The following is a 19,969-nucleotide window of genomic DNA, read 5'->3' as shown; positions in this document are numbered from 1 at the left end:
CGATGAGATTTCATACGAAGCCAACAACATTTGTAGGACATGTCAAAATTAAAGTAACAAATTTAGAGCAATCAATACAGTTTTACCGAGATATTCTTGGATTCGATATTTTAGAGCAAACAGCTTCAGCAGTAAAGCTTACAACAGATGGGAAAACAAGTATTTTATCACTTGAGCAACCTGAAAATGTGATTGCGAAGCAGGGAAGAACAACGGGGCTTTATCATTTTGCACTGCTGTTACCAGAAAAATCAGATTTAGCAAATGTTGTTGTACATTTAGTGGAACACGGTATTCGCTTTGGTTCATCAGACCATCTTGTAAGTGAGGCATTGTATTTGAATGACCCTGATGGCAACCAAATTGAAATTTATATAGATAGAGCACCTTCTGAATGGGCTTGGCTGGAGGGAGAGGTAGCAATGACAGTCGACCCATTAGATTTTGAGCGATTGTTGAAAAACGTAACAGCAAATAAATGGGAAGGTATGCCTGAAAAAACAGTAATGGGTCATATTCATTTACATGTTGCAGAATTAAAAGAAGTAGAAGAATTTTATGTGAAAGGTCTCGGATTGGATGTTGTAAATCGCTATGGCGGGCAGGCATTATTCCTTTCAGATGCTAAATATCATCACCATGTTGCGGTCAATGTGTGGAATGGCGTAGGAGCACCAAAGCCAGCTAAAAATAGCGTAGGTCTTGAGTTCTTTACACTTGTTTACGCAAATGAAGAAGCACGTCAAGAGGTAGTTCGTAATTTACAACAAATCGGAAGTGACGTTGTGGAAGAAAATAATCGTATTATAACACAGGACCCTTCAGGAAATTCAATTATATTAGCTGTTTAACTCCTTTGGGCAATATTTACGGCGACGAGTAGCCACAGGAGTACATGTTTTTATACCGAAAACGTCAGCGAGAGATACAGAACTTTTACCTCTATAGATGAGAGATGAGTGCCAGCATTAGACCAGTTTCAGTAGGTAATCAAACACCCGCTGAATCACAGGAACTCAGTCTAAGAACATCACTTTCTACGATAATGACTGAGTGACCAACATTTGTGAGGGCTTCCGCTTCCGGTGGATGTCACAGATTTTGAATGGAGGAAACTATGAGCCAAGAAAAGAATAGCAACTTTGAAATTGGTATTTATACACTTGCGGATATGGGGCCTGACCCATTTACTGGTCATACAGTAAATGCTAGGCAGAGAGTTAATGAGATTATAAAGGCTGCACAGCTCGCTGATGAAGCTGGACTAGATGTTTTTGGGGTCGGAGAGCATCATCCTTTAGACTATGCTGTCTCATCTCCAGCTGTAATACTGGCTGCGATTGCAAGGGAGACGCAGCAAATTAAGCTAACGAGTACGACAAGTGTGCTAAGTACGCTTGACCCGGTACGCTTATTTGAGGATTTTGCAACATTGGATTTACTTTCAAATGGTCGTGCTGAAATTTTAGCTGGGCGCGGAGCCTTTATCGAATCATTCCCACTTTTCGGATATAGTACAAACGATTATGATGAATTGTTTACGGAGCATATGGATTTGCTTTTACAATTAAATAATAATAAGACGGTCACTTGGTCGGGCAATTTCCGCTCGCCATTAAAAGATGCAGAAATAGCGCCACGCCCTTTGCAAAAACAGCTACCAATATGGATTGGCGTCGGAGGCACTCCTGAAAGTGCGGTACGTGCTGGGAAGTTTGGTGTTGGCATGACTTTAGCTATTTTAGGTGGTGACCCAAATCGTTTCAAACCACTTGTGGAGCTTTACCGCCAAGCGGGTAAGGAGGCGGGACATTTGCCTGAAGCTTTGCAAGTTGCTGTAACGGGCCATACGTATATCGCTGAAACGAGCCAGCAAGCAAAGAATGAATTTTATCCATATTATTCTAATTATTGGTACTATGTAAATCGTCAACGTGGATTTGGCACGAAAATGACAAGGAATGAATTTGAGCAAATGGCAAGCCCCAATACGGCGCTGTTTGTAGGGAGCCCAGAGCAAATAGTTGAAAAGATACTTCGTCAATATGAGCTATTTGGTCATAGACGCTTTTTAGCACAAGTCGATATCGGTGGATTGCCTTTCGAGAAGGTTGAAAAAAACATCGAGCTGCTCTCAACAGAAGTAGCACCGAGAATCCGTAAAATACTAGGTAATTAGCAACAGCATTCAGCATAAAATTGGAGGAAAAGAAAATGAAAATTGCAGTAATTGGAGCAAGTGGAAAAGCAGGAAATCTTATTTTAAAAGAAGCAGCTAGCCGTGGGCATGAAATGACTGCTATCGTAAGAGATAAAGTAAAATTACAAGATAATAATACAGCAGTTATCGAAAAAGATGTTCTTAAGCTGACAGCAGCAGATTTAACTTCATTTGAAGTAGTTGTCAATGCTTTTGGTGCGCCACTTGGCGAAGAACAAGCGCATATAAATGTAGGACGCACATTAATAGAGGCGTTAAAAGGTTCAGCAACGCGACTAATCGTTGTCGGTGGTGCGGGTAGCTTATATGTCGATGAAAATAAAACGCTAAAGCTAATCGATACAGAGGAATTTCCAGAAGTAGTGAAGCCAACAGCAAAAGGACAAGGGCGCAATTTAGAAGAATTACAGCAAACAACTGATTTAACATGGACATTTATTAGCCCATCTGCTTTTTTTGATGCAGAGGGAAAAAGAACAGGAGCATATCAATTAGGCAAAGACCGTCTCCTTATAAATTCAAAGGGTGAAAGCTATATTAGTTATGCAGATTATGCTATTGCAGTGGTGGATGAAATTGAGAATGCTCAACATTTAAAGCAACGATTTACTGTCGTAGCTGAATAATTGAAGGGGGAGCTGTTCGAAAAGCTATGCGTAGTCGGCATTTTGGGGAGTAGTGATGATGTTTGACAAAATGCGGATTCCAATAAATGGGGAGAGACCTTCTCTTTTAAAAATGGGATGAACATTAGCTTTAACAGTGTTTATCTTCATTTTATAAAACACCATCAAAAGCGCTAAACAAGCCGGCAACCGCACGGCTTGTTTAGCGCTACACCCATTTTAGTATTTATATGATTGACCGCCGTCGATTGGAACAACAACACCGTTGATAAAATCTGCTTGATTCGATAATAGAAATGCTACAAGATAGCCAACTTCCTCTGGTTTACCGAAACGTCTCATTGGATTTGGTTTTACAAATTCCTTCCCAACCTCTTCCCAATTGTCTCCACCTATTTGACGGAGTGAGCCCTCTACCATTGGTGTCATAATTGCTCCCGGTGCAATTGCTTTAATTGAAATTCCGTACTGTCCATATTCAACACCTGAGTTACGTGTTAAGCCAACAACTCCATGCTTACTTGCAGCATAGCCAGATTGATTACCAACACCGCGAATACCCCCAACTGAAGCCGTGTTAACAATGGAGCCGAAACCTTGCTCCTTCATTACTTTTAGTACGTATTTCATTCCGTAAAACACGCCATTCAAATTAATGGAAACTACTTTTTGGAATTCTTCAATGCCAAAATCCTCTGTTAAATTTTGCTTGCCTTCTATGCCGGCATTGTTAAAGAAGCCATCGATTTTGCCGAATTTGTCGACAGTTGCTTGTACATATCCTTCGACCGCTTTTTCATCGGCTACGTTTGCTGTTAATAATAATGTTTCAGCACTTGGCTCGACTTCAGCAATTTTTGCTTGTGTCTCCTTTAAGCCAGCTTCATTTAAGTCAACTAATACAAGTTTTGCACCTTCTAAAGCTAGCTGTAATGCAGAAGCTTGACCTAAACCAGAGCCCCCACCTGTAATAATAATTACTTTATCTTCAAATCGTTTCATTGTCATTTTCCCCCTTAATTATTTCCGTATAGAATGATTAAACGTTATATAATGCACCATCAACAGTGTAAGATGAAGAGCTTACATACGATGATTCATCTGATAATAAGAAGGCTACAACATTCGCCACTTCTTCTGGCTCTCCGTAGCGTTTCAAAGGTACGGCATCATTATAAGCAGCACGTGCTACCTCACTTGCGCCTGGGGCAACTTTTTCTTCAATATGACGCATCATTTGCGTATTGATAACTCCAGGGTTTACTGTATTTACACGGACATTAAATGGCGCTGCCTCAATAGCTGCCACTTTATTAATTCCCATTAATGCATGTTTTGAGGAGTTATAAAGTAGCATATTTGGTGAACCAATTAAGCCTGCTACTGAAGCCGTATTCACGATTGAGCCTTGCTTTTGTTGCTTCATAACAGGAAGTACATATTTAATGCCGAAAAATGCACCCTTTACATTAATGCTATAAACAAAGTCAAAATCTTGCTCTGTAAGCTCTTCGAGAGGTTTTGCTGGACCTTCAACACCTGCGTTATTAGCAAAGCCATCAATTTTGCCAAATTTCACTAGAGTTTGCTCAACATAATTTTTAACATCTGCTTCTTTTGATACATCCGCTTTTACTAAAAGTGTTTTATCCTCTGGAAGCTCTAGCTCTGTCATCACTTCATGTAATGCACCTTCGTTTAAATCGACAAGCGCTAATTTTGCACCTTCACCAGCTAATTTACGGGCGATTTCTTTTCCGATTCCGCCAGCAGCCCCTGTAATGATGACCACTTTATCTTCAAATCGTTTCACTTAATCTCCTCGTTTCTGTTATATAATTGTTACAATTTCATTGTAGGCAATCAAATTACTTTCACCAATCATTAATACCCTTTAAAATGTAAAGAAATACTACATTTTTAGAAAAAGTGTCGATTTTGAGGTGAATTATTTGAAAACGCATTCAGTTCAAGCAGAAAGAACAAAGCAGTTTTTGAAAAAATCATTTATTAAAATGGTTCACGAAAAAGGCTACAATGCTGTAACAGTGAAGGATATTGTGACAGATGCCGGTTATAATCGAACAACCTTTTATTTGCATTATCAGGATAAGCAAGATTTAGTAGAAGAGCTAATGCAGGAGATGTCTGAGCTAATCCAGCACTATAGTATGTGCAAATATAAAAGAGACATTCCGATTGATGTCATGAAAATGAGTAATTTATCTTTTGATTTGTTTTATTTTATTTATGATTATCGCGATTATTTTTCCTTGCTATTAGTGGAAGATACTTTGCCAAGCATTCATCGCCAATTACCTGATAAAATATATCATATGTTAATACGTCATTTTCAATTTAAGTACAATGATGCCAATACCGACGACCAATATCAAAAGCGCTATATGGCATTTGGTACTGCAGGTATGATTCAAGATTGGATTGAAGGTGGATTTATGAGTAGTCCAGCCGAAATGACAATGAAGATAACATCAATTTTAGGTACTTTTGCAAAGTACTTTACGATTCATTACGACGATACTCAGTGCACACATAGCTCGGAATATTAAGTCGACTACGAATTATATAGGAAAAATAGGATTGTTTGAAAGAGTGCGAACGTACTTTTCAGATGGTCCTATTTTATTTTGCTATTATGTGATGCGTGTCACAGAAAAGAATATTTGATAATGATTATCATTATTGATAAAATTATACGATAGAGATGTTGTCTATGCTGTGATGTGCATTACAAAAAAGAGAATTTTAAGAGGTGTTTATAGTGACTTGTTCGAGAACATATTGTTTTTCACATATACCTATTTTTCAAAATTTGAAGTCAGAGGAATTCGAAAAAACTTCTAAAATGATTACATGCCATGTATTTAAAAGAGGCGAGTATATATTATTGGCAGGAGGTATTAAAAAGGGTATTCGCAAAGGACTAGTGAAAGTCGTCAAGCTTTTGCCAAATGATGTGTTAAAACAGGTATTCAATATTGATGCACAAATTTTATATGATGAGCAGGGGACGCCAGTTTGTTTTTCTTATAAGCTAATCAAGGAAATACTTGAAAATACGAAAAAAGAAAAAGTGCTCGCATAGCTTTACTAATTTAAGACGGAGGTATATTCATGTATTCAACTTATTGTAAGTATGATTATCCAATCGAAGTATTTGTACCAGAAACACCTGCTCCAGAGGGTGGCTTTCCTGTCATTTTTGTATTAGATGGACAGCGCTATGCACAGATGATGTTTATTGCGATGGAAAATCAAATGCTTATGAGCGAGAAAACAGGGGTTCAGCCAAATATTATTGTAAGTGTCGGACATAATCAGGATGGAGATAGGAATCGTCGATTTTATGATTTCACTGCACCGGCTGAGCAATATCATTTTCCTACGTATAAAGGAAAGAAAATAGAGCCAGTTCCTGTAGGAGGTGCAGCAGATTTTAAGCAGTTTTTTATTGAGGAGTTAATCCCATATATTTGTGCTAATTATAATGTGAATCGTGCACACTTTTCTTTATATGGGCATTCATTAGGTGGTTTATTTTCACTTTGGTGCTATTTAACAGAATCTAATTTATTTGAAAAATATGTAGCTGTAAGCCCTTCAATTTGGTGGAATAACCATGAGTTATTGCAAATTTTACATGAAACAACAGAAAAAAGATTAACACCTGTTGCAATTTACGTTGGCGGAGAGGAAGGTGAAATGGTGGATGACGCCATGACCTTCTATAATAATCGCCATAGTGCTAGTTTACTAGCCCAATTTTATGTCGCACTAGAAGAAAACCATGCCTCAGTAGTGCCAACAACATTAAGTAAGGCACTGCGCTTTATAAGTAGTTAAACTTGACAGGAGCGATGATGTTTCACAAAATGTTGATTCATATAAAGTGAACCTTCAATCAGTGGGGGTCTTTGCTCCTGCGGTTACTCGTCGCAAACAAATTTGTTAATACGGGATAAACAGAGAACCCCCTCTTTTAAAAATGGGATGAACATGGGCCTTAGCAGCGTTATCCTTCAATAAAAGTGAAGCGATGAAAACATTTATTTCACTGCGATGTCAAAACAAAATGGACTTTTCGGACAACTCCTTTAGATTAGTGTTCTACAAAAGCACGCTCCCATAAAGTGCATTGAACTCTTTTTATCTAAAAAAAACAATCCCGCTTTTCAAAGAAAGCCCAATCTTCTCCACTTAAGTACCACTTTATAAAAACACTAACAACAGCGTATCATAAGCTGGCAACGCACCGCTTATGATACGTCACCCTCTAAATCAACGATTACTTTAATTGAATCTTTCGCAGCAATGGCGGTATCAAAAGCTGCTTGAATTTCACTCAGCGGATACGTATGTGTAATCATCGTCGCAATCGAAGTTTTTCTATTGTTTAAATGATTAATTACTTTTAAAATATCCTCATTCGTGTAGCCTGATGCACCGATAATTTTTACTTCCTTGCTCATAACTTGTGCTAAGCTTACAGGTATCTCATCTTTATATACCGCGATGATTGCGATGCGGGCGTTAGGCTTCACTATTTGCATAACTTGGTGGAACAATGGAGCAGCACCAGCAGCGTCAACGAAGGCATCTACATTTGGTACATCTACACCATAGACATTAACTGACCCAAAAATATTTGTTAAACCTTCTTGTAATGATATTTTCGAAGTGTCAATCACTTGTGCACCAATTTCCCTTGCTTTTTCTAAGCGCCAGTCCACCATATCGACAACTGCAACATTTGTAATCCCTTCACCGATTAACATTGCGGCGGCTGATAAGCCAATTGGTCCCGCACCTAAAATGACGATATTCTCATCCCCCTGCGGGTTCACCGAAAATGCACCGTGTGTTCCAACACTCATTGGTTCAACCAATGCCCCTTCATCAGGTGACACAGTGTCGTTCAATGGAAATAAGTTATGATGAATCTTCGCATCTTCAATTAATACATATTGTGAAAATCCGCCTGCCTCAAGGCTAAAGCGACGACCTGCTCGTTTTGCTGTGATTGGGTTCACCGCAACAAACATACCTACTTCTAAGCTCAATACATTCTCGCCCTTTGCTTCAATTATGCCAGCAAATTCATGACCAAATTCTTTGTCAAAGCGAATTCCCATTTCCGAGCCGTATTTCACAATATTAATATCTGTACCACAAATACCTCCGCGCAAATTTTTTAGCAATACATCATTTGGGCCAACTTTCGGCATTGGACATTGCTCTACTGCTACGCAATTCGCACCTTTGTAAATACCAGCATTATAATAAGTTGTCATCATGATTCCCCCTTTTCTTACTACTAGTATAAGAGAGAATGGATGGGAGAAAATAAACAAAATCAAAAGAAATGTAGTCTATTTTTCTTCCGCATTTGGTGCAAGCTTGCAAAACATATTTGCTAATTGCTGTGGGCTAAAGGGATATCCAGATTGTACCCACATAATAATTGTGCCGAGTAAAGCAGAGACACCGTACCAAGCAACTACCAATCGGTTAACACCAACACCTGGAAAATCAAAGCGTGATAATTCGTCCGTATGCTGTGTCAGCTTTTGCTGAAAAAAACTTAATAAAGCTTGATTAAATTCTGGAATATGAGGCGAAGTAAATAATACTGTGTATGTCGTCCCATGCTCTTGAATAAATGAAAATAAATCGGATAATGCCTGCTGTTCAAAGCCCCTTGTATATGGTTGATAATTTAGAGGCCTCATAAATTCATAGATGGTTAAAATATGATGCTCGATAAATTGCGAATGGAAGTTGGCAAAGTTTTGATAATGCTTATAAAAAGTAACTCGATTAATTTGCGCTTTGCCTGCAAGAATTTGTACTGTGACGTCATTGGAGTCTGTTGTTTTTAAAATATCAATATAGGCATCGAATAATTTTTGTCGAGTTTTTTGTATACGAATATCTTCTTTTACCGTCAAAGTAACGCCTCCCTAGAAATTAAACATTTGTTTGTACTCGATATTTATTGCGGTATTGAAGTGGCGCAAGATGATAATTTTTACGGAATAGCTCTACAAAATAGCTTACTTGGTTAAAGCCAACCTCCTCGCTAATTGCAGAAATTGATTTATTTGTATGAAGAATCAAATCTTGCGCTATATAAAGTCGGTGTTTGTTAATAAATTTTATTGGTGGTAAACGTGTGTATTTTTGAAATAGCCGCGTGCAAGTATTTTTATTAATTAATGCACAGCTTGTTAAGTCATTGACTGTAATAGTATTTCTGTAATTTTTCTGGATGTATTGCAGCATTTGATTGAAAACAGCTATTTCATTTTCCTCATTATTTTTCGTTGCAGCATCATAATGTGTGAGTAAATGTTCTATCAACATTGTTAAAAAAGCGATAACTGAAAAGAGTGCTGGTTTTTGGCTGTCTATCCATTCAGCTAGCTTCACCTTTTGTTCAAGCGATAATGGTAGCAAATAATAGGCAAACGGATTTTTCTCGAAAAATGGCTCCACATGTGCTGTTAGCAGCTTTGGATGAAAAAAGTTTAAATCGAAATTAATGCATAGTACATTGGCGTTTTGGTCAATCGTTTTAGAGCTATGGAGCTGCTTATTATTAATAAGTAAAAGTGAATTTTCTGTTATCGTAATAACTTTATTATTAATTTGATACTCAAGTGAGCCTTGATACACCCAAATCATTTGCAGCGCATTATGCCAATGGATAGGAATATAATCTGAACGTAAATGATGATAATCCTGCGTAAATATAGCAATTGCATAGTCCTCAAAATGATAATTAATTTGTTCCTCTAAATCCTCTGTTAACTTAATTTCAAAGATTGTACCGTCTATAATATTTTGCGCAATTGGTTTTGAGCTCGTCATCTGTTATCCATTCCTTTCATCATTAGATTTTACATAAAATGAAAATTTAATATGCAAGTCGTTATCGAATTTTTATAGATTACGAATATAGGATAAATCTGATAAAAATAATCGTAAAATTTATAGAAAGAATATTCAGACTGTAGTTATATTAGTTGCAATAGCAATATTTTAACGTATTGGGAGGCAGACGTTAAATATTTAGTGTTTTATTAAATGTGATAAATATTTAGTCTATAGTTTTTTATTTTCGATGGATTGTTAGCCTTATGGACTAAATTGTTAATACAGGGAAAAGAAAGGGGAAGGACGATGGAATATAGCTTAAATGAAGGTGCAATGCGTGTCATTCAAGATTTAAAGGAGCTTGCTGCACTCTCATCAAATGAGCATGGGGCACAGCGCGTAGCATGGACAGCGCTCTGGCAAACGTCACGTGATTGGTACCGCCAAAAGGCTGAAGCGCTCGGAGCAGAGATTTCGATGGATAGCGCAGGCAATATTTGGACGAAGATTGAAGGAGAGAGCACCGAGGCTATTGTTATTGGCAGTCATTTAGATAGTGTACCGAATGGTGGCTGGCTTGATGGGGCGCTGGGTGTATTGGTAGGGCTTGAAGCGTTAAGACGTTACACAATTGATGGCAAGAAGCCGAAAAAAACAATTTATGTTGTAGATTGGGCAGATGAGGAGGGGGCACGCTACGGCTATAGCTGCTTAGGCTCTTCAGCAGCAAGTGGTTCTTTAAATGTTAATGAATTAATAGGTCGTGTTGATTTAAGTGGTATAGCTTTTGAAAAGGCAGTAACTGAATTTCAAGTTACACCAGAGAAAATGCTGCAAGCACAGCAGGAGTTTTTAATAAAAAATATTCAAAGCTATTTAGAGCTGCATATCGAGCAAGGTCCTATTTTAGAAAAAGAGCAAAAGGATGTTGCCTGCGTATTTGGAGCCGCAGGAGTAGAGCGTCATTATATTGATTTTTCAGGACAGGCAGCACATGCAGGCTCATTTCCAGTACCTATGCGCCGAGATGCATTTTTAGCAGCGGCTGAGGCTGCATTAGCGTTTAGAAAAATTGCATTAAAATATAATGCGGTTTGCACAGTAGGTCAAGTGCAGGTACAGCCAGATGTTGTAACAATTGTGCCCGGAAAATGTACCATCTCCTTAGATATGCGAACGATTGATATCAAGGATTTGCAAAAAATGTACGAGGAAGCGCAAGCTACTACTGAAAAAATAGCGAGTACGAATGGTGTTTCTGTCGAATGGCGAAAAGTTTATTCAGTTGCACCGCAATTATTTGATAATCAATTGATTCGTTTATGTGAGCAAGCAGTAGAGGAGGAAACAGGTGAGGCAACGAAGATGTATTCAGGCCCTCTACACGATGCAGTTGAAATGGCAAAAGTAGTACCAACCGTAATGATGTTTATAATGTCCGAAGGCGGTTTATCGCACACGAAAGAGGAGCATACACCTGAACCGAAGCTGCAAGTAGGCATTCGTGCTTTTTTAAGATTAATTCATTACGTGGTAGAACATTGATGTAAGGAGGATAAAAATGAACAAAAATGAATTGCAAAAGCAGCTTTTACAATGGCGACATCATTTGCATCAATACCCTGAAACGGCGTTTGAGGAAGTGAAAACTTCAGCCTATATTGCACAGGAGCTGAAAAAAATGGGGTTGGACGTTCACGAAAATATTGGTGGTACGGGTATTGTGGCAAGCCTGACTGTCGGCAATGGAAAGAAAATAATTGGTTTGCGAGCAGATATGGATGCATTGAATTTAACGGAAGTGAGGGAGCTTTCTTATCGCTCTAAGCATCATGGGAAAATGCATGCATGTGGGCATGATGGGCATATGACAACATTATTAGGGGCCGCTAAATTACTTACTACTAGGAAGAATTTTAATGGCACTGTTCGTTTCATTTTCCAGCCTGCTGAAGAAATTGGTAAAGGTGCACAGGCGATGATGGACGACCAGCTATTCGAACGCTTTCCAGTAGATGAAATCTATGGTTTGCACAATATGCCGGGGCTTCCCGCGGGCACAATACAAACCCGACCGGGCCCCATTATGGCGAGTGAGGATAATTTTATTATTCGTATTAAAGGAAAGGGCTCTCACGCATCAAGTCCACATATGGGAATTGACCCGTTAGTAATTGCCGCAGAAATTATTATTGCACTGCAAACGATTGTTGCCCGTAATGTCAATCCAAATGATACGGCAGTCATTTCTTGCACAGAAATATGGACAGACGGGATTCGCAATGCAATTCCCTCAAATGTAGAAATTAAAGGGGATACGCGTAGCTTCACACCAAAAGTGCAGCAGCTGCTAGAACAAAGAATGAGAAGCATTTGTGAGGGAATTTGTGCGATGCATGGCGCTACCTGTGAATTTCAATATACACATGAATTTTCACCGACAATTAATGAGGAAGGCTGCACAGAAACAGCCATCAAAGCAGCTACCAATATCGTAGGAAATGAAAATATCAATGCAAGTTGTGAGCCATTTATGGCATCAGAGGATTTTGGTAAATTTTTAGAAAAGATTCCAGGTTGCTTCGTATTTCTAGGGAGCAGGGTATCGAACGAGGAAATTATACCGCTCCACAATGCTCTATATAATTATAACGATGCTATATTAGCAACAGGTGCAGAATTTTTTGCAGAAATCGTTAAACTTCGTCTAGGAGGGGATTGGGAATGAAATTAGTAAAATATAATCGCAAAACAAAGCCGGGCACAAGCATTGATTTTTTAGGGCGAAAGGAAGCGGAAAAAGTACAGGCATTTCATAGAAGCTTTCCGCAATATGAAGCAACTCCTTTAGCTGTTTTAGATAATTTAGCTAAAGAATTGAATGTTAGTAAATTATTTGTTAAGGATGAATCGTACAGATTTGGTTTAAACGCATTTAAAGCATTAGGTGGTTCGTATGCCATTGGGTTATATTTAGCTAAAAAATTAAATATAAAGCCAGCCGAATTAACTTACGACAAGCTTGTTTCGTCAGAAGTGAAGGAGCAACTGGGCGAATTAACCTTTATTACTGCAACAGATGGTAACCATGGGAGAGGCGTTGCATGGACAGCACAGCAACTAAGGCAAAAATCAGTTGTTTATATGCCGAAAGGCTCTTCAGAAGAAAGGTTGAACCATATTAAAAACTTAGGCTCAAAGGCCTCTATTACAAATGTCAATTATGATGATACAGTTCGCTTAGCAGCTGAGCATGCTGAACAAAATAATTGGGTGCTCGTACAAGATACAGCGTGGGAAAATTATGAGGAAATTCCGAAAAACATTATGCAAGGCTATATGACGATGGCTATAGAAGCCTATGAGCAGTTAAAGCAATTAGATGAAAAGCCTACCCATATTTTCATACAAGCAGGCGTTGGCTCAATGGCCGCAGCTGTTCAAGGTTTTTTTGCAGATGTTTATGGGGAAGAACGACCAATTACCATTGTTGTAGAACCCGATAAGGCGGATTGCCTATTTAAAACAGCCGAAGCAAACGATGGTCAGCTTCATTATGTTAAAGGTGATATGGATACGATTATGGCAGGGCTAGCATGTGGCGAGCCAAGCACATTAGGCTGGCAAATTTTAAATGATTATGCCGATGCGTTTTTATCTTGCCCTGATTATATTGCTGCGCAGGGGATGAGGATTTTAGCAGCACCTATTAAAGGTGATGTACAAGTAATTTCTGGGGAATCAGGAGCTGTTGGTGTAGGAGCATTGAGTGAAATGTTAAGGAAAGGTGAGTACATGCATTTAAAGGAGCAGTTAAATATTAATGGCAGTTCAAAAATATTGTTCTTTAGCACAGAAGGCGATACTGATGCAAAGCATTATCAGAAGGTAGTATGGGACGGGGCTTATCCGGTTTGAGTTTTAAAGAAAAGCAGAATTACTGAGGCTATCTCCAAATTCAAATTTCTCCTCAGTATAGTGATAAATTAACTCTATCTTTATCTTAAATTTAAAAGTAAGTCGTTAAACTCGGTCTTTCTCCTGTTTTCGAAGAAATATTTTGCTATTTTAACGAGTGAATTCTTTGGAGAAGCACTACCAACAGCGTCAAAATGTAATAGTTATAAAGAATTATTACTCTTCTATTTGTCAAGGAGGCGTCCAAAATTAATTTTGGCACGCTCCTTGACTATTTTTTTATTCAATTAGAATTATTTTAATTTTCGGAAAATTGGTTTTTTATTATATAATTAATAGATAAGGGGGGATTAATTGCTAAATAATCGATTGTAGATATAGTTTCTCTAAGGAGAATAGTATCTATAAATGCTTTAAGAAATACATACTTTAAAGGTTTACATGGCCTGTAAAACAAGGAGAGAGAAATTTGTATGAGTATTGGTAAAAAACTGAACCTATCGTTTTTTTCGATGGTCGCTATTTTATTATTAATGGCTGGAATTAATTTTTTCAGTGTTAATAATATTGAAACTAAAACGGAGGAGGCGCTAGAGAGAAGAGTAGAGCAAATCCGTACGGTTGACAATCTTCGCTTTAATTTAGCAATGGAAGGAGTGTATGGTCGAGCAATTCTTTTAAGTGGTGATCAAGCAAGCTTTGATCTTTTTGAAGGATATAGACAAGATTTTCGTGGGCAGCTTGAACACTTAGAGAGCTTAGTGAAAAGTGAAGATATGAAAGCATATGTAAATGATATTAAAGCTTTTAATGAAATATTTAATGAGGGTGCCGATGAGATGATTGCTGCTTATAAAAGTGGTCAGCTAGAATTAGCTAAACAGCTAGTAGGCACAAAAATGCGTGAGGCAAACTTAGGAATTTTAGCTGCATCGGATAGTGCTGTGGCGTATCAGGAAGAGCAGCTTGAGAACATTAAGCAGGAAACCCAAGGGGCAATTAATTTAACAAAAATAGTGGCAATTGTTGCATTGTTAATTAGTGCACTTATATTTAGTGTTTTAATCATTTTTGTTCGTAAAACGATTACGGCCCCGCTTCGTTTCATTGTAGATAAAGTAAATATTGTTGCCTCTGGTGATTTGACACAGGACGATATTCATATGAAAGTGAAGGATGAGGTTGGACAGCTAGCTATTTCGTTCAATACGATGAAAAATAATCTGTCGAATCTAATTAAAAATATTCAGCAGAATTCCAATGATTTAAGTTCTTCAGCAATGGAATTAACGGTGAGCACTGAGGAAATTTCAGCAACATCAGAGGATGTTGCGAAGCGTGTAGAGCATGCCTCAGAAAATGCAACAATATCAGCTACCTCCTCTTTGGAAAGTGCCCGTGCAATGGAAGAAACGGCTATAGGTGTTCAGCGTATTGCTGAGGCAACACAAGAGCTAAACTCTAGCGCAATTGATGCATCAGATGCGGCAAATCATGGTGGCAATATTATTAATCAAGCAAAAAATCAAATGAGTGCGATACATTCTACGACAAGTATTGTAAATGAGCTAGTTCAAAAGCTAAGCCAACAAACAGTAGAAATAAATAACATCACAAAAGTTATTACAGATATTACGGATCAAACAAATTTACTTGCATTGAATGCTGCTATTGAGGCAGCGCGGGCTGGAGAGCATGGGAAAGGCTTTGCAGTTGTAGCGGACGAGGTTCGTAAGCTTGCGGAGGAATCCAAAAATTCAGCAAACTCAATTGTTCATCTAACGACAGAAATTCAAGCAGATACACTTGATGTAGAACGAGCTGTAACGGAATCACTAGCATCTGTAAGTGATGGTGTACGCATTATAAGCGAAGCTGGTGATTCATTCACAACAATCGTTCAAGCAGTTAATCATATGACCAATCAAATTGAGGATATTTCAGCAACGTCTGAACAGCTTTCGGCTAGTTCACAGGAGGTAACGGCATCTGTAGGTGAGATTGCAAATGGTGCAGAAGGTATAAGTGCAAGTCTGGAAATGATTGCTGCCGCGATGGAGCAACAATCTGCAACAATGCAACAAGTTAATGGTGTTGCGATAGCTTTAAATGGAAATGTTCAGCATTTACAAGCTGAAATTCAGAAATTCAAAATATCAGTTTAGAATATAAATACATTAAAAAGTACAAGGAAGACTGCTTACTTTTTGTTTAGTTTGCGAGTATATATGCAATAAATACAGTAATATTTTTAGCTGAGCCTTTATTAATTTCGGCTGAGGAATAATGGATGAAAACGCAATAAAATAATGCAAGGGGGTACCCAAAAATCATTTGGAATCCCCCATTACAGTCCCATTCATATTTCAAAACCCAACGAGATGAAAAGGTTTGGGGTTTTTTAGTCTGCACCAGCACCGCCCCCACCATCGCCGCTCCCCCCTCCACCTCCGCTATATCCTCCTCCATCAGAATAACTGCTGCTACTTGATTTGTCGGAGGACATAAAAGCGAATGGTGGGTTACTTAATTTCCATGTTGTTAGTAGATAGTCAAAAGGGTCGCCATTTGTCAAAATAAATGTGGCTAGCGGTGTCTCGTCAATTTTATCTTTATGAATTGCGATTTTCTCCGTTTTTAAAAGAAGTGCTAGTGCTAACTGTTCATCTAGTGTGATGACAGATGAAATGGGAAAAGGAGCTACCTTTTTAAAAGCGTTAATATGCCTGCGTATTTTTATTGCTTCTTTTGATAAAAAAAACGGCGGAAGTGCAGTGAAAAGAAGAGCACTTGCCAATATAAAAAAGCTATAAGAAAGACGTAATGGGCTATCTATAAAAAAGTAAGAAATAATAAAGGAAATTGCAAAAAATAGATACATTGGCTTTCGGTTATATGTGACATTTCCTTTTCTCAAACAATAGACTGCACTAATAATATAAAATGTTAGTGCCAGGCCTGAAAGGGTTTCAGCAAAACTAGCAAAAATAATGCTAATAAGTACGATGGCTAAAATTATTTTGCTTATTAATTTGCTTATGCTATTGCTCATTATGCCTGCTTCTTTCATTTCTTTGACAACATCGGTATACCAAATTTGCTCCTTTTGCATAAAACGAGAACGGCGGATATAGTGACCATGCATTTCTTTCTTTTCTTTTTTTTCTTGCAATGTCGCACCATAAATATTGCTTATTGAAAAGATGCGAGAGCCACCTTTAACTTTTCGTGTAAAAAGCCAGTCAACTAAGGTCATTTCACTACTCGAAAGGGTTGTATCCCCCTTTTTTAAAGTGAATTTCAACGTTTTTGCCGGTGCGTCCTCATCATGTGCAAAGCGTACAGGTGTAGTCGTCTCACTTATCGTAACGAGTCCCTTTCTGACAAGCGCTAATATCCCAGCGAAAAAAGCATAGTTATCTTTTTGACCAACGCGGTCAATCATATAAAGTTGCAATGGGTCGTGCATCAATATGGTATCGTCAAATGGAGTACTACGTGCTATACGTTGTGGTATTAATCGTAATAGAAAAGCAGCACTTAAACATAAAATAGCGATTATGAATATAAAATGAGCCATTTTCAATAAAAATTGTGCATCCTCAAGTTTCATTTGCTGCAATTGCTGTTCTTCTTTGAGCGCCTGCTGTAAAGACATTGGAGCAGGCTGTTTTGACTGTGCAATCATAATGTTCGAAGGGTACAACAAACGTGCTTCCGTGTATTGTCTTTTTGCTGAGAGAGGAATAAAAAATCGAACAACTTCCTCTGTTTGTCCTGTAATTTCTCCGTCTGCTCCATGAAGGAATGGGTAATAATTTTGCATTGCCTGTGGGAAAACGAAATCGATTGTCACATTATGCAAATCCTCTGAATGATTGCTTCCCATGCCAAAGAAAGGGATTGTCAAATCACTATATGTGTCATAGGAGCGAACGGCGTTTTTTAGTTTATATAGGAAAAAAACCGTTATCTTTTCATCATTACTAGGAAGCTCAGCATTGTATGTATTGCCTTCTAAATCAACATTTAAGGGCTGTAGTTGGTCCTTCCCAATAAAGCCAGGTTCCGCATTATGATTTTGCAATAAATGAGCTTCAAAAAATTCAACACCATCATGGCCATCTGTTTGAATGGAACGTTGGATTTTTTTGTATTGCCCAGAAAAAGAATAATTAAAAACTTCATTAATGAGCACATCTCCATTTGGTTCAATCCATGCTTTAATATGTACACGGTCAATTGAAAAAGAACGTGCATCTACATAATGAGCAGTGCTCAAAAAAATAATAAAAGCAAACAGTATAATCATATATTCTTTCTTCAAAAACACACCCCCCTTCTTTATTATATACATACTATTTCTATTATTGTAGAAATTAGTAATAATATGATACGAGAGGGAATTAAAACTATGGGGAGCGGCGTGCTAAATTAAAAGGAAATAGCGATTTTCAAATGCTTTTAAAAAGATTCTTTTGAAATACATCTTTTTTATAGTATGATTGCTTCATACGAATAAAAAAGGAGAAATATATTATGAATCTGCGAAATTCATTGACTTTCCAACTTGGTACGATCATTGCTGGTATTTTAGTCGTGATGTTAAGCATTAGTTCATTTGCTACATATATCACAGCTTATAATAAAATATATGAGGCTGCAGGAATAGAAGCTTATGGCTGTGCTAATATTACGACAGGTTTAATTGCTGCTGCTGATGTTGAGCAAGCTTTAAATGGTAACGATGCGAAAAAGCAAGAAATGAGCGATGCTTTGAATTGGACAACAGCACATAAAAATATTTTTCAAACACAGTATATTTTAACGCTTGAAGGGACACTGCTAGCACTTGACCAGCATCTTGTGCAGGACGGTTTTAAAATTGGCGATGCATTTTATGTTGATGAGAAAGCTGTAAGCGCTTTATTACAGGACAAGCACCCAACATATTCTGAAATATATACTTATGGTGGGATGGAGCGTTTATCAGGCTATGCGCCTATTTTCAAAGACCATGACCCAACGAAAGAAATTATTGCTATTAGCGTAATCGATTTTGATGCAAATATTGTTAAAGAGCGTACTTGGGATGTTGTACGCAATGGTATTTTAATAAGCATTTTCCCAATGTTTTTAGCGTCGGTAATTACAGGCTTCTTAATTCGTCGTAAAGTAAAGCCAATTAGCATTTTAATTAATCAAGCGAAAGAAATTGCAAATGGTAATTTAGCCGTTGATAAAACAATGATTAAAAACCATGATGAAGTAGGCGATTTAGCTTTAACTTTAAATCAAATGATAGACAATTTGCAAAGCATGATTTTATCAATGCGCCAGACATCACATACGCTATCTAGTAATGCGGAAAAGTCAGCAAGTACGTTGAACAGCATGACAGATACAATGAAGAGCGTAGCTGACAATATTAGTGAGGTTACAGGCTCAATTACTGGTGGGATGCACAATGCAGAAAAAGCGAGCGATGCACTTGCTGATTTAGCAAAAGAATTGCAAATAATGAAAACGAAGGCAGACCATACTGTAGAAAATTCTCACACGACATTGAAAATTGCACGAGATGGGGAGCAGCGTGCATTAGACATTAACAATGATATTGCCCTTATTCAAAAAGGCTCTGATGAAGTAAGCCAGACAGTTGAAAATTTAGTTGCATCTGCAACAAAAATTCAAGCAATTACGACAACGATTTCAGAGATTGCTGCGCAAACGAATTTGTTAGCACTCAATGCATCAATCGAATCGGCTAGAGCAGGTGAGCATGGCAAAGGCTTTGCTGTTGTGGCAGAGGAAGTACGGAAGCTAGCAGAGCAATCAAATCGTGAAGTGTCACAGGTGGAAACATTGGTGCAGGACATTATGGTCAATATTGAGCATGTGATTGCATCATCTAAGGACAATACGAAATATATCGAAAAAGGAACAGAAACTGTAAAGCTTACGACTGAATCTTTACATGCCATTTCGCAGGCAGTAACAGAAACAGTAGAAGAGATTATTGGTATTTCCTCAATGATGACAGCAGAGGCAGAAAAATCGGAGCATGTCGTACAAATGATTCAACATCTAACGATTGCGATTGGGGAAATTGAAACAGCGATGAACAGTCTAACGAGCGCTACTCTACAAACGACAGATAGCATCGACGAAGTAGCACAAAGCTCTAACGAAACAAACGAAATGGCCCATACATTAAACGAGCACGTGAAAGTATTTACATTGAAGGAATAAAAATTAATTATAGGATGCATCTGTGGCAAGGTTAAATCCCATTAGCTGGAGTGGC

The 19,969-nt window shown here is 37.9% G+C and carries 17 protein-coding genes; 11 read left to right on the top strand and 6 right to left on the bottom strand.

Annotated elements, in window-relative coordinates; genetic code table 11:
- The first annotated feature begins 2 nt into the window (after positions 1 to 2).
- The 3 genes from C9J36_RS11520 (at position 3) to C9J36_RS11510 (ending at position 2,847) form a co-directional block, all read left to right on the top strand.
- The gene (locus C9J36_RS11520) at positions 3 to 851 is read left to right on the top strand and encodes a VOC family protein (protein ID WP_107943221.1); all 849 of its coding nucleotides are present in this window, start codon (positions 3 to 5) and stop codon (positions 849 to 851) included.
- 266 nt (positions 852 to 1,117) lie between these two features.
- Positions 1,118 to 2,179 (top strand): LLM class flavin-dependent oxidoreductase, encoded by a 1,062-nt coding sequence (locus C9J36_RS11515; protein ID WP_107943220.1) that lies wholly within the window; start codon positions 1,118 to 1,120, stop codon positions 2,177 to 2,179.
- Between the two features lie 35 nt (positions 2,180 to 2,214).
- Entirely contained in the window at positions 2,215 to 2,847 is a 633-nt protein-coding gene (locus C9J36_RS11510; RefSeq protein WP_107943219.1) for an NAD(P)-dependent oxidoreductase, read from the top strand.
- A 219-nt stretch (positions 2,848 to 3,066) separates the two neighbouring features.
- On the opposite strand, the gene C9J36_RS11505 is transcribed toward C9J36_RS11510, so the two are convergent.
- Together C9J36_RS11505 and C9J36_RS11500 are read right to left on the bottom strand one after the other, a co-directional pair.
- Positions 3,067 to 3,849 (bottom strand): SDR family oxidoreductase, encoded by a 783-nt coding sequence (locus tag C9J36_RS11505; protein WP_066166900.1) that lies wholly within the window; start codon positions 3,847 to 3,849, stop codon positions 3,067 to 3,069.
- A gap of 37 nt (positions 3,850 to 3,886) precedes the next feature.
- Entirely contained in the window at positions 3,887 to 4,660 is a 774-nt protein-coding gene (locus C9J36_RS11500; protein WP_107943218.1) for an SDR family NAD(P)-dependent oxidoreductase, read from the bottom strand.
- 139 nt (positions 4,661 to 4,799) lie between these two features.
- Here C9J36_RS11500 and C9J36_RS11495 point away from each other — a divergent pair, with 139 nt between their 5' ends.
- From C9J36_RS11495 to C9J36_RS11485, 3 genes are all read left to right on the top strand, one after another.
- The gene (locus C9J36_RS11495) at positions 4,800 to 5,417 is read left to right on the top strand and encodes a TetR/AcrR family transcriptional regulator (protein WP_066166893.1); all 618 of its coding nucleotides are present in this window, start codon (positions 4,800 to 4,802) and stop codon (positions 5,415 to 5,417) included.
- A 212-nt stretch (positions 5,418 to 5,629) separates the two neighbouring features.
- A complete protein-coding gene (locus C9J36_RS11490; RefSeq protein WP_107943217.1) occupies positions 5,630 to 5,953 on the top strand; it encodes a cyclic nucleotide-binding domain-containing protein in 324 nt (107 codons plus the stop codon).
- A gap of 29 nt (positions 5,954 to 5,982) precedes the next feature.
- Positions 5,983 to 6,711 carry an alpha/beta hydrolase gene (locus tag C9J36_RS11485; protein WP_107943216.1) on the top strand — a complete coding sequence of 243 codons (729 nt, stop codon included), beginning with the start codon at positions 5,983 to 5,985 and terminating at the stop codon, positions 6,709 to 6,711.
- A 413-nt stretch (positions 6,712 to 7,124) separates the two neighbouring features.
- Here the strand turns inward: C9J36_RS11485 and C9J36_RS11480 are convergent, their stop codons facing one another.
- The 3 genes from C9J36_RS11480 to C9J36_RS11470 all read right to left on the bottom strand — a co-directional run bounded on the left by C9J36_RS11480 (position 7,125) and on the right by C9J36_RS11470 (position 9,738).
- On the bottom strand, positions 7,125 to 8,162 hold the full coding sequence (locus tag C9J36_RS11480; protein WP_235616058.1) for a zinc-dependent alcohol dehydrogenase: 1,038 nt from the start codon (positions 8,160 to 8,162) through the stop codon (positions 7,125 to 7,127).
- 75 nt (positions 8,163 to 8,237) lie between these two features.
- Positions 8,238 to 8,816, bottom strand: coding sequence for a TetR/AcrR family transcriptional regulator (locus tag C9J36_RS11475; RefSeq protein ID WP_107943215.1), 579 nt, complete (start codon positions 8,814 to 8,816; stop codon positions 8,238 to 8,240).
- A 19-nt stretch (positions 8,817 to 8,835) separates the two neighbouring features.
- Positions 8,836 to 9,738 carry a helix-turn-helix transcriptional regulator gene (locus tag C9J36_RS11470; protein ID WP_107943214.1) on the bottom strand — a complete coding sequence of 301 codons (903 nt, stop codon included), beginning with the start codon at positions 9,736 to 9,738 and terminating at the stop codon, positions 8,836 to 8,838.
- A 312-nt stretch (positions 9,739 to 10,050) separates the two neighbouring features.
- On the opposite strand from C9J36_RS11470, the gene C9J36_RS11465 reads away from it, so the two are divergent.
- The 4 genes from C9J36_RS11465 to C9J36_RS11450 all read left to right on the top strand — a co-directional run bounded on the left by C9J36_RS11465 (position 10,051) and on the right by C9J36_RS11450 (position 15,827).
- A complete protein-coding gene (locus C9J36_RS11465) occupies positions 10,051 to 11,289 on the top strand; it encodes a hydantoinase/carbamoylase family amidase (RefSeq protein ID WP_107943213.1) in 1,239 nt (412 codons plus the stop codon).
- A gap of 16 nt (positions 11,290 to 11,305) precedes the next feature.
- A complete protein-coding gene (locus C9J36_RS11460) occupies positions 11,306 to 12,472 on the top strand; it encodes a M20 aminoacylase family protein (protein ID WP_066166872.1) in 1,167 nt (388 codons plus the stop codon).
- Positions 12,469 to 13,662, top strand: coding sequence for a diaminopropionate ammonia-lyase (dpaL, locus tag C9J36_RS11455; protein WP_107943212.1), 1,194 nt, complete (start codon positions 12,469 to 12,471; stop codon positions 13,660 to 13,662). Before C9J36_RS11460 ends, dpaL begins: the two co-directional genes overlap by 4 nt.
- A 473-nt stretch (positions 13,663 to 14,135) precedes the next feature.
- Positions 14,136 to 15,827, top strand: coding sequence for a methyl-accepting chemotaxis protein (locus C9J36_RS11450; protein WP_107943211.1), 1,692 nt, complete (start codon positions 14,136 to 14,138; stop codon positions 15,825 to 15,827).
- A gap of 236 nt (positions 15,828 to 16,063) precedes the next feature.
- Here C9J36_RS11450 and C9J36_RS11440 read toward each other — a convergent pair whose 3' ends face one another.
- The gene (locus C9J36_RS11440) at positions 16,064 to 17,989 is read right to left on the bottom strand and encodes a DUF2207 domain-containing protein (RefSeq protein WP_161956411.1); all 1,926 of its coding nucleotides are present in this window, start codon (positions 17,987 to 17,989) and stop codon (positions 16,064 to 16,066) included.
- Positions 17,990 to 18,201: 212 nt separating this feature from the next.
- Here C9J36_RS11440 and C9J36_RS11435 point away from each other — a divergent pair, with 212 nt between their 5' ends.
- On the top strand, positions 18,202 to 19,914 hold the full coding sequence (locus C9J36_RS11435) for a methyl-accepting chemotaxis protein (RefSeq protein ID WP_066166863.1): 1,713 nt from the start codon (positions 18,202 to 18,204) through the stop codon (positions 19,912 to 19,914).
- Positions 19,915 to 19,969: the final 55 nt, after the last annotated feature.

It is taken from the genome of Metasolibacillus fluoroglycofenilyticus, from assembly GCF_003049645.1.
In the GTDB taxonomy this organism is placed as follows: domain Bacteria; phylum Bacillota; class Bacilli; order Bacillales_A; family Planococcaceae; genus Metasolibacillus; species Metasolibacillus fluoroglycofenilyticus.
This window is presented reverse-complemented; position numbering and strand designations above follow the sequence as displayed.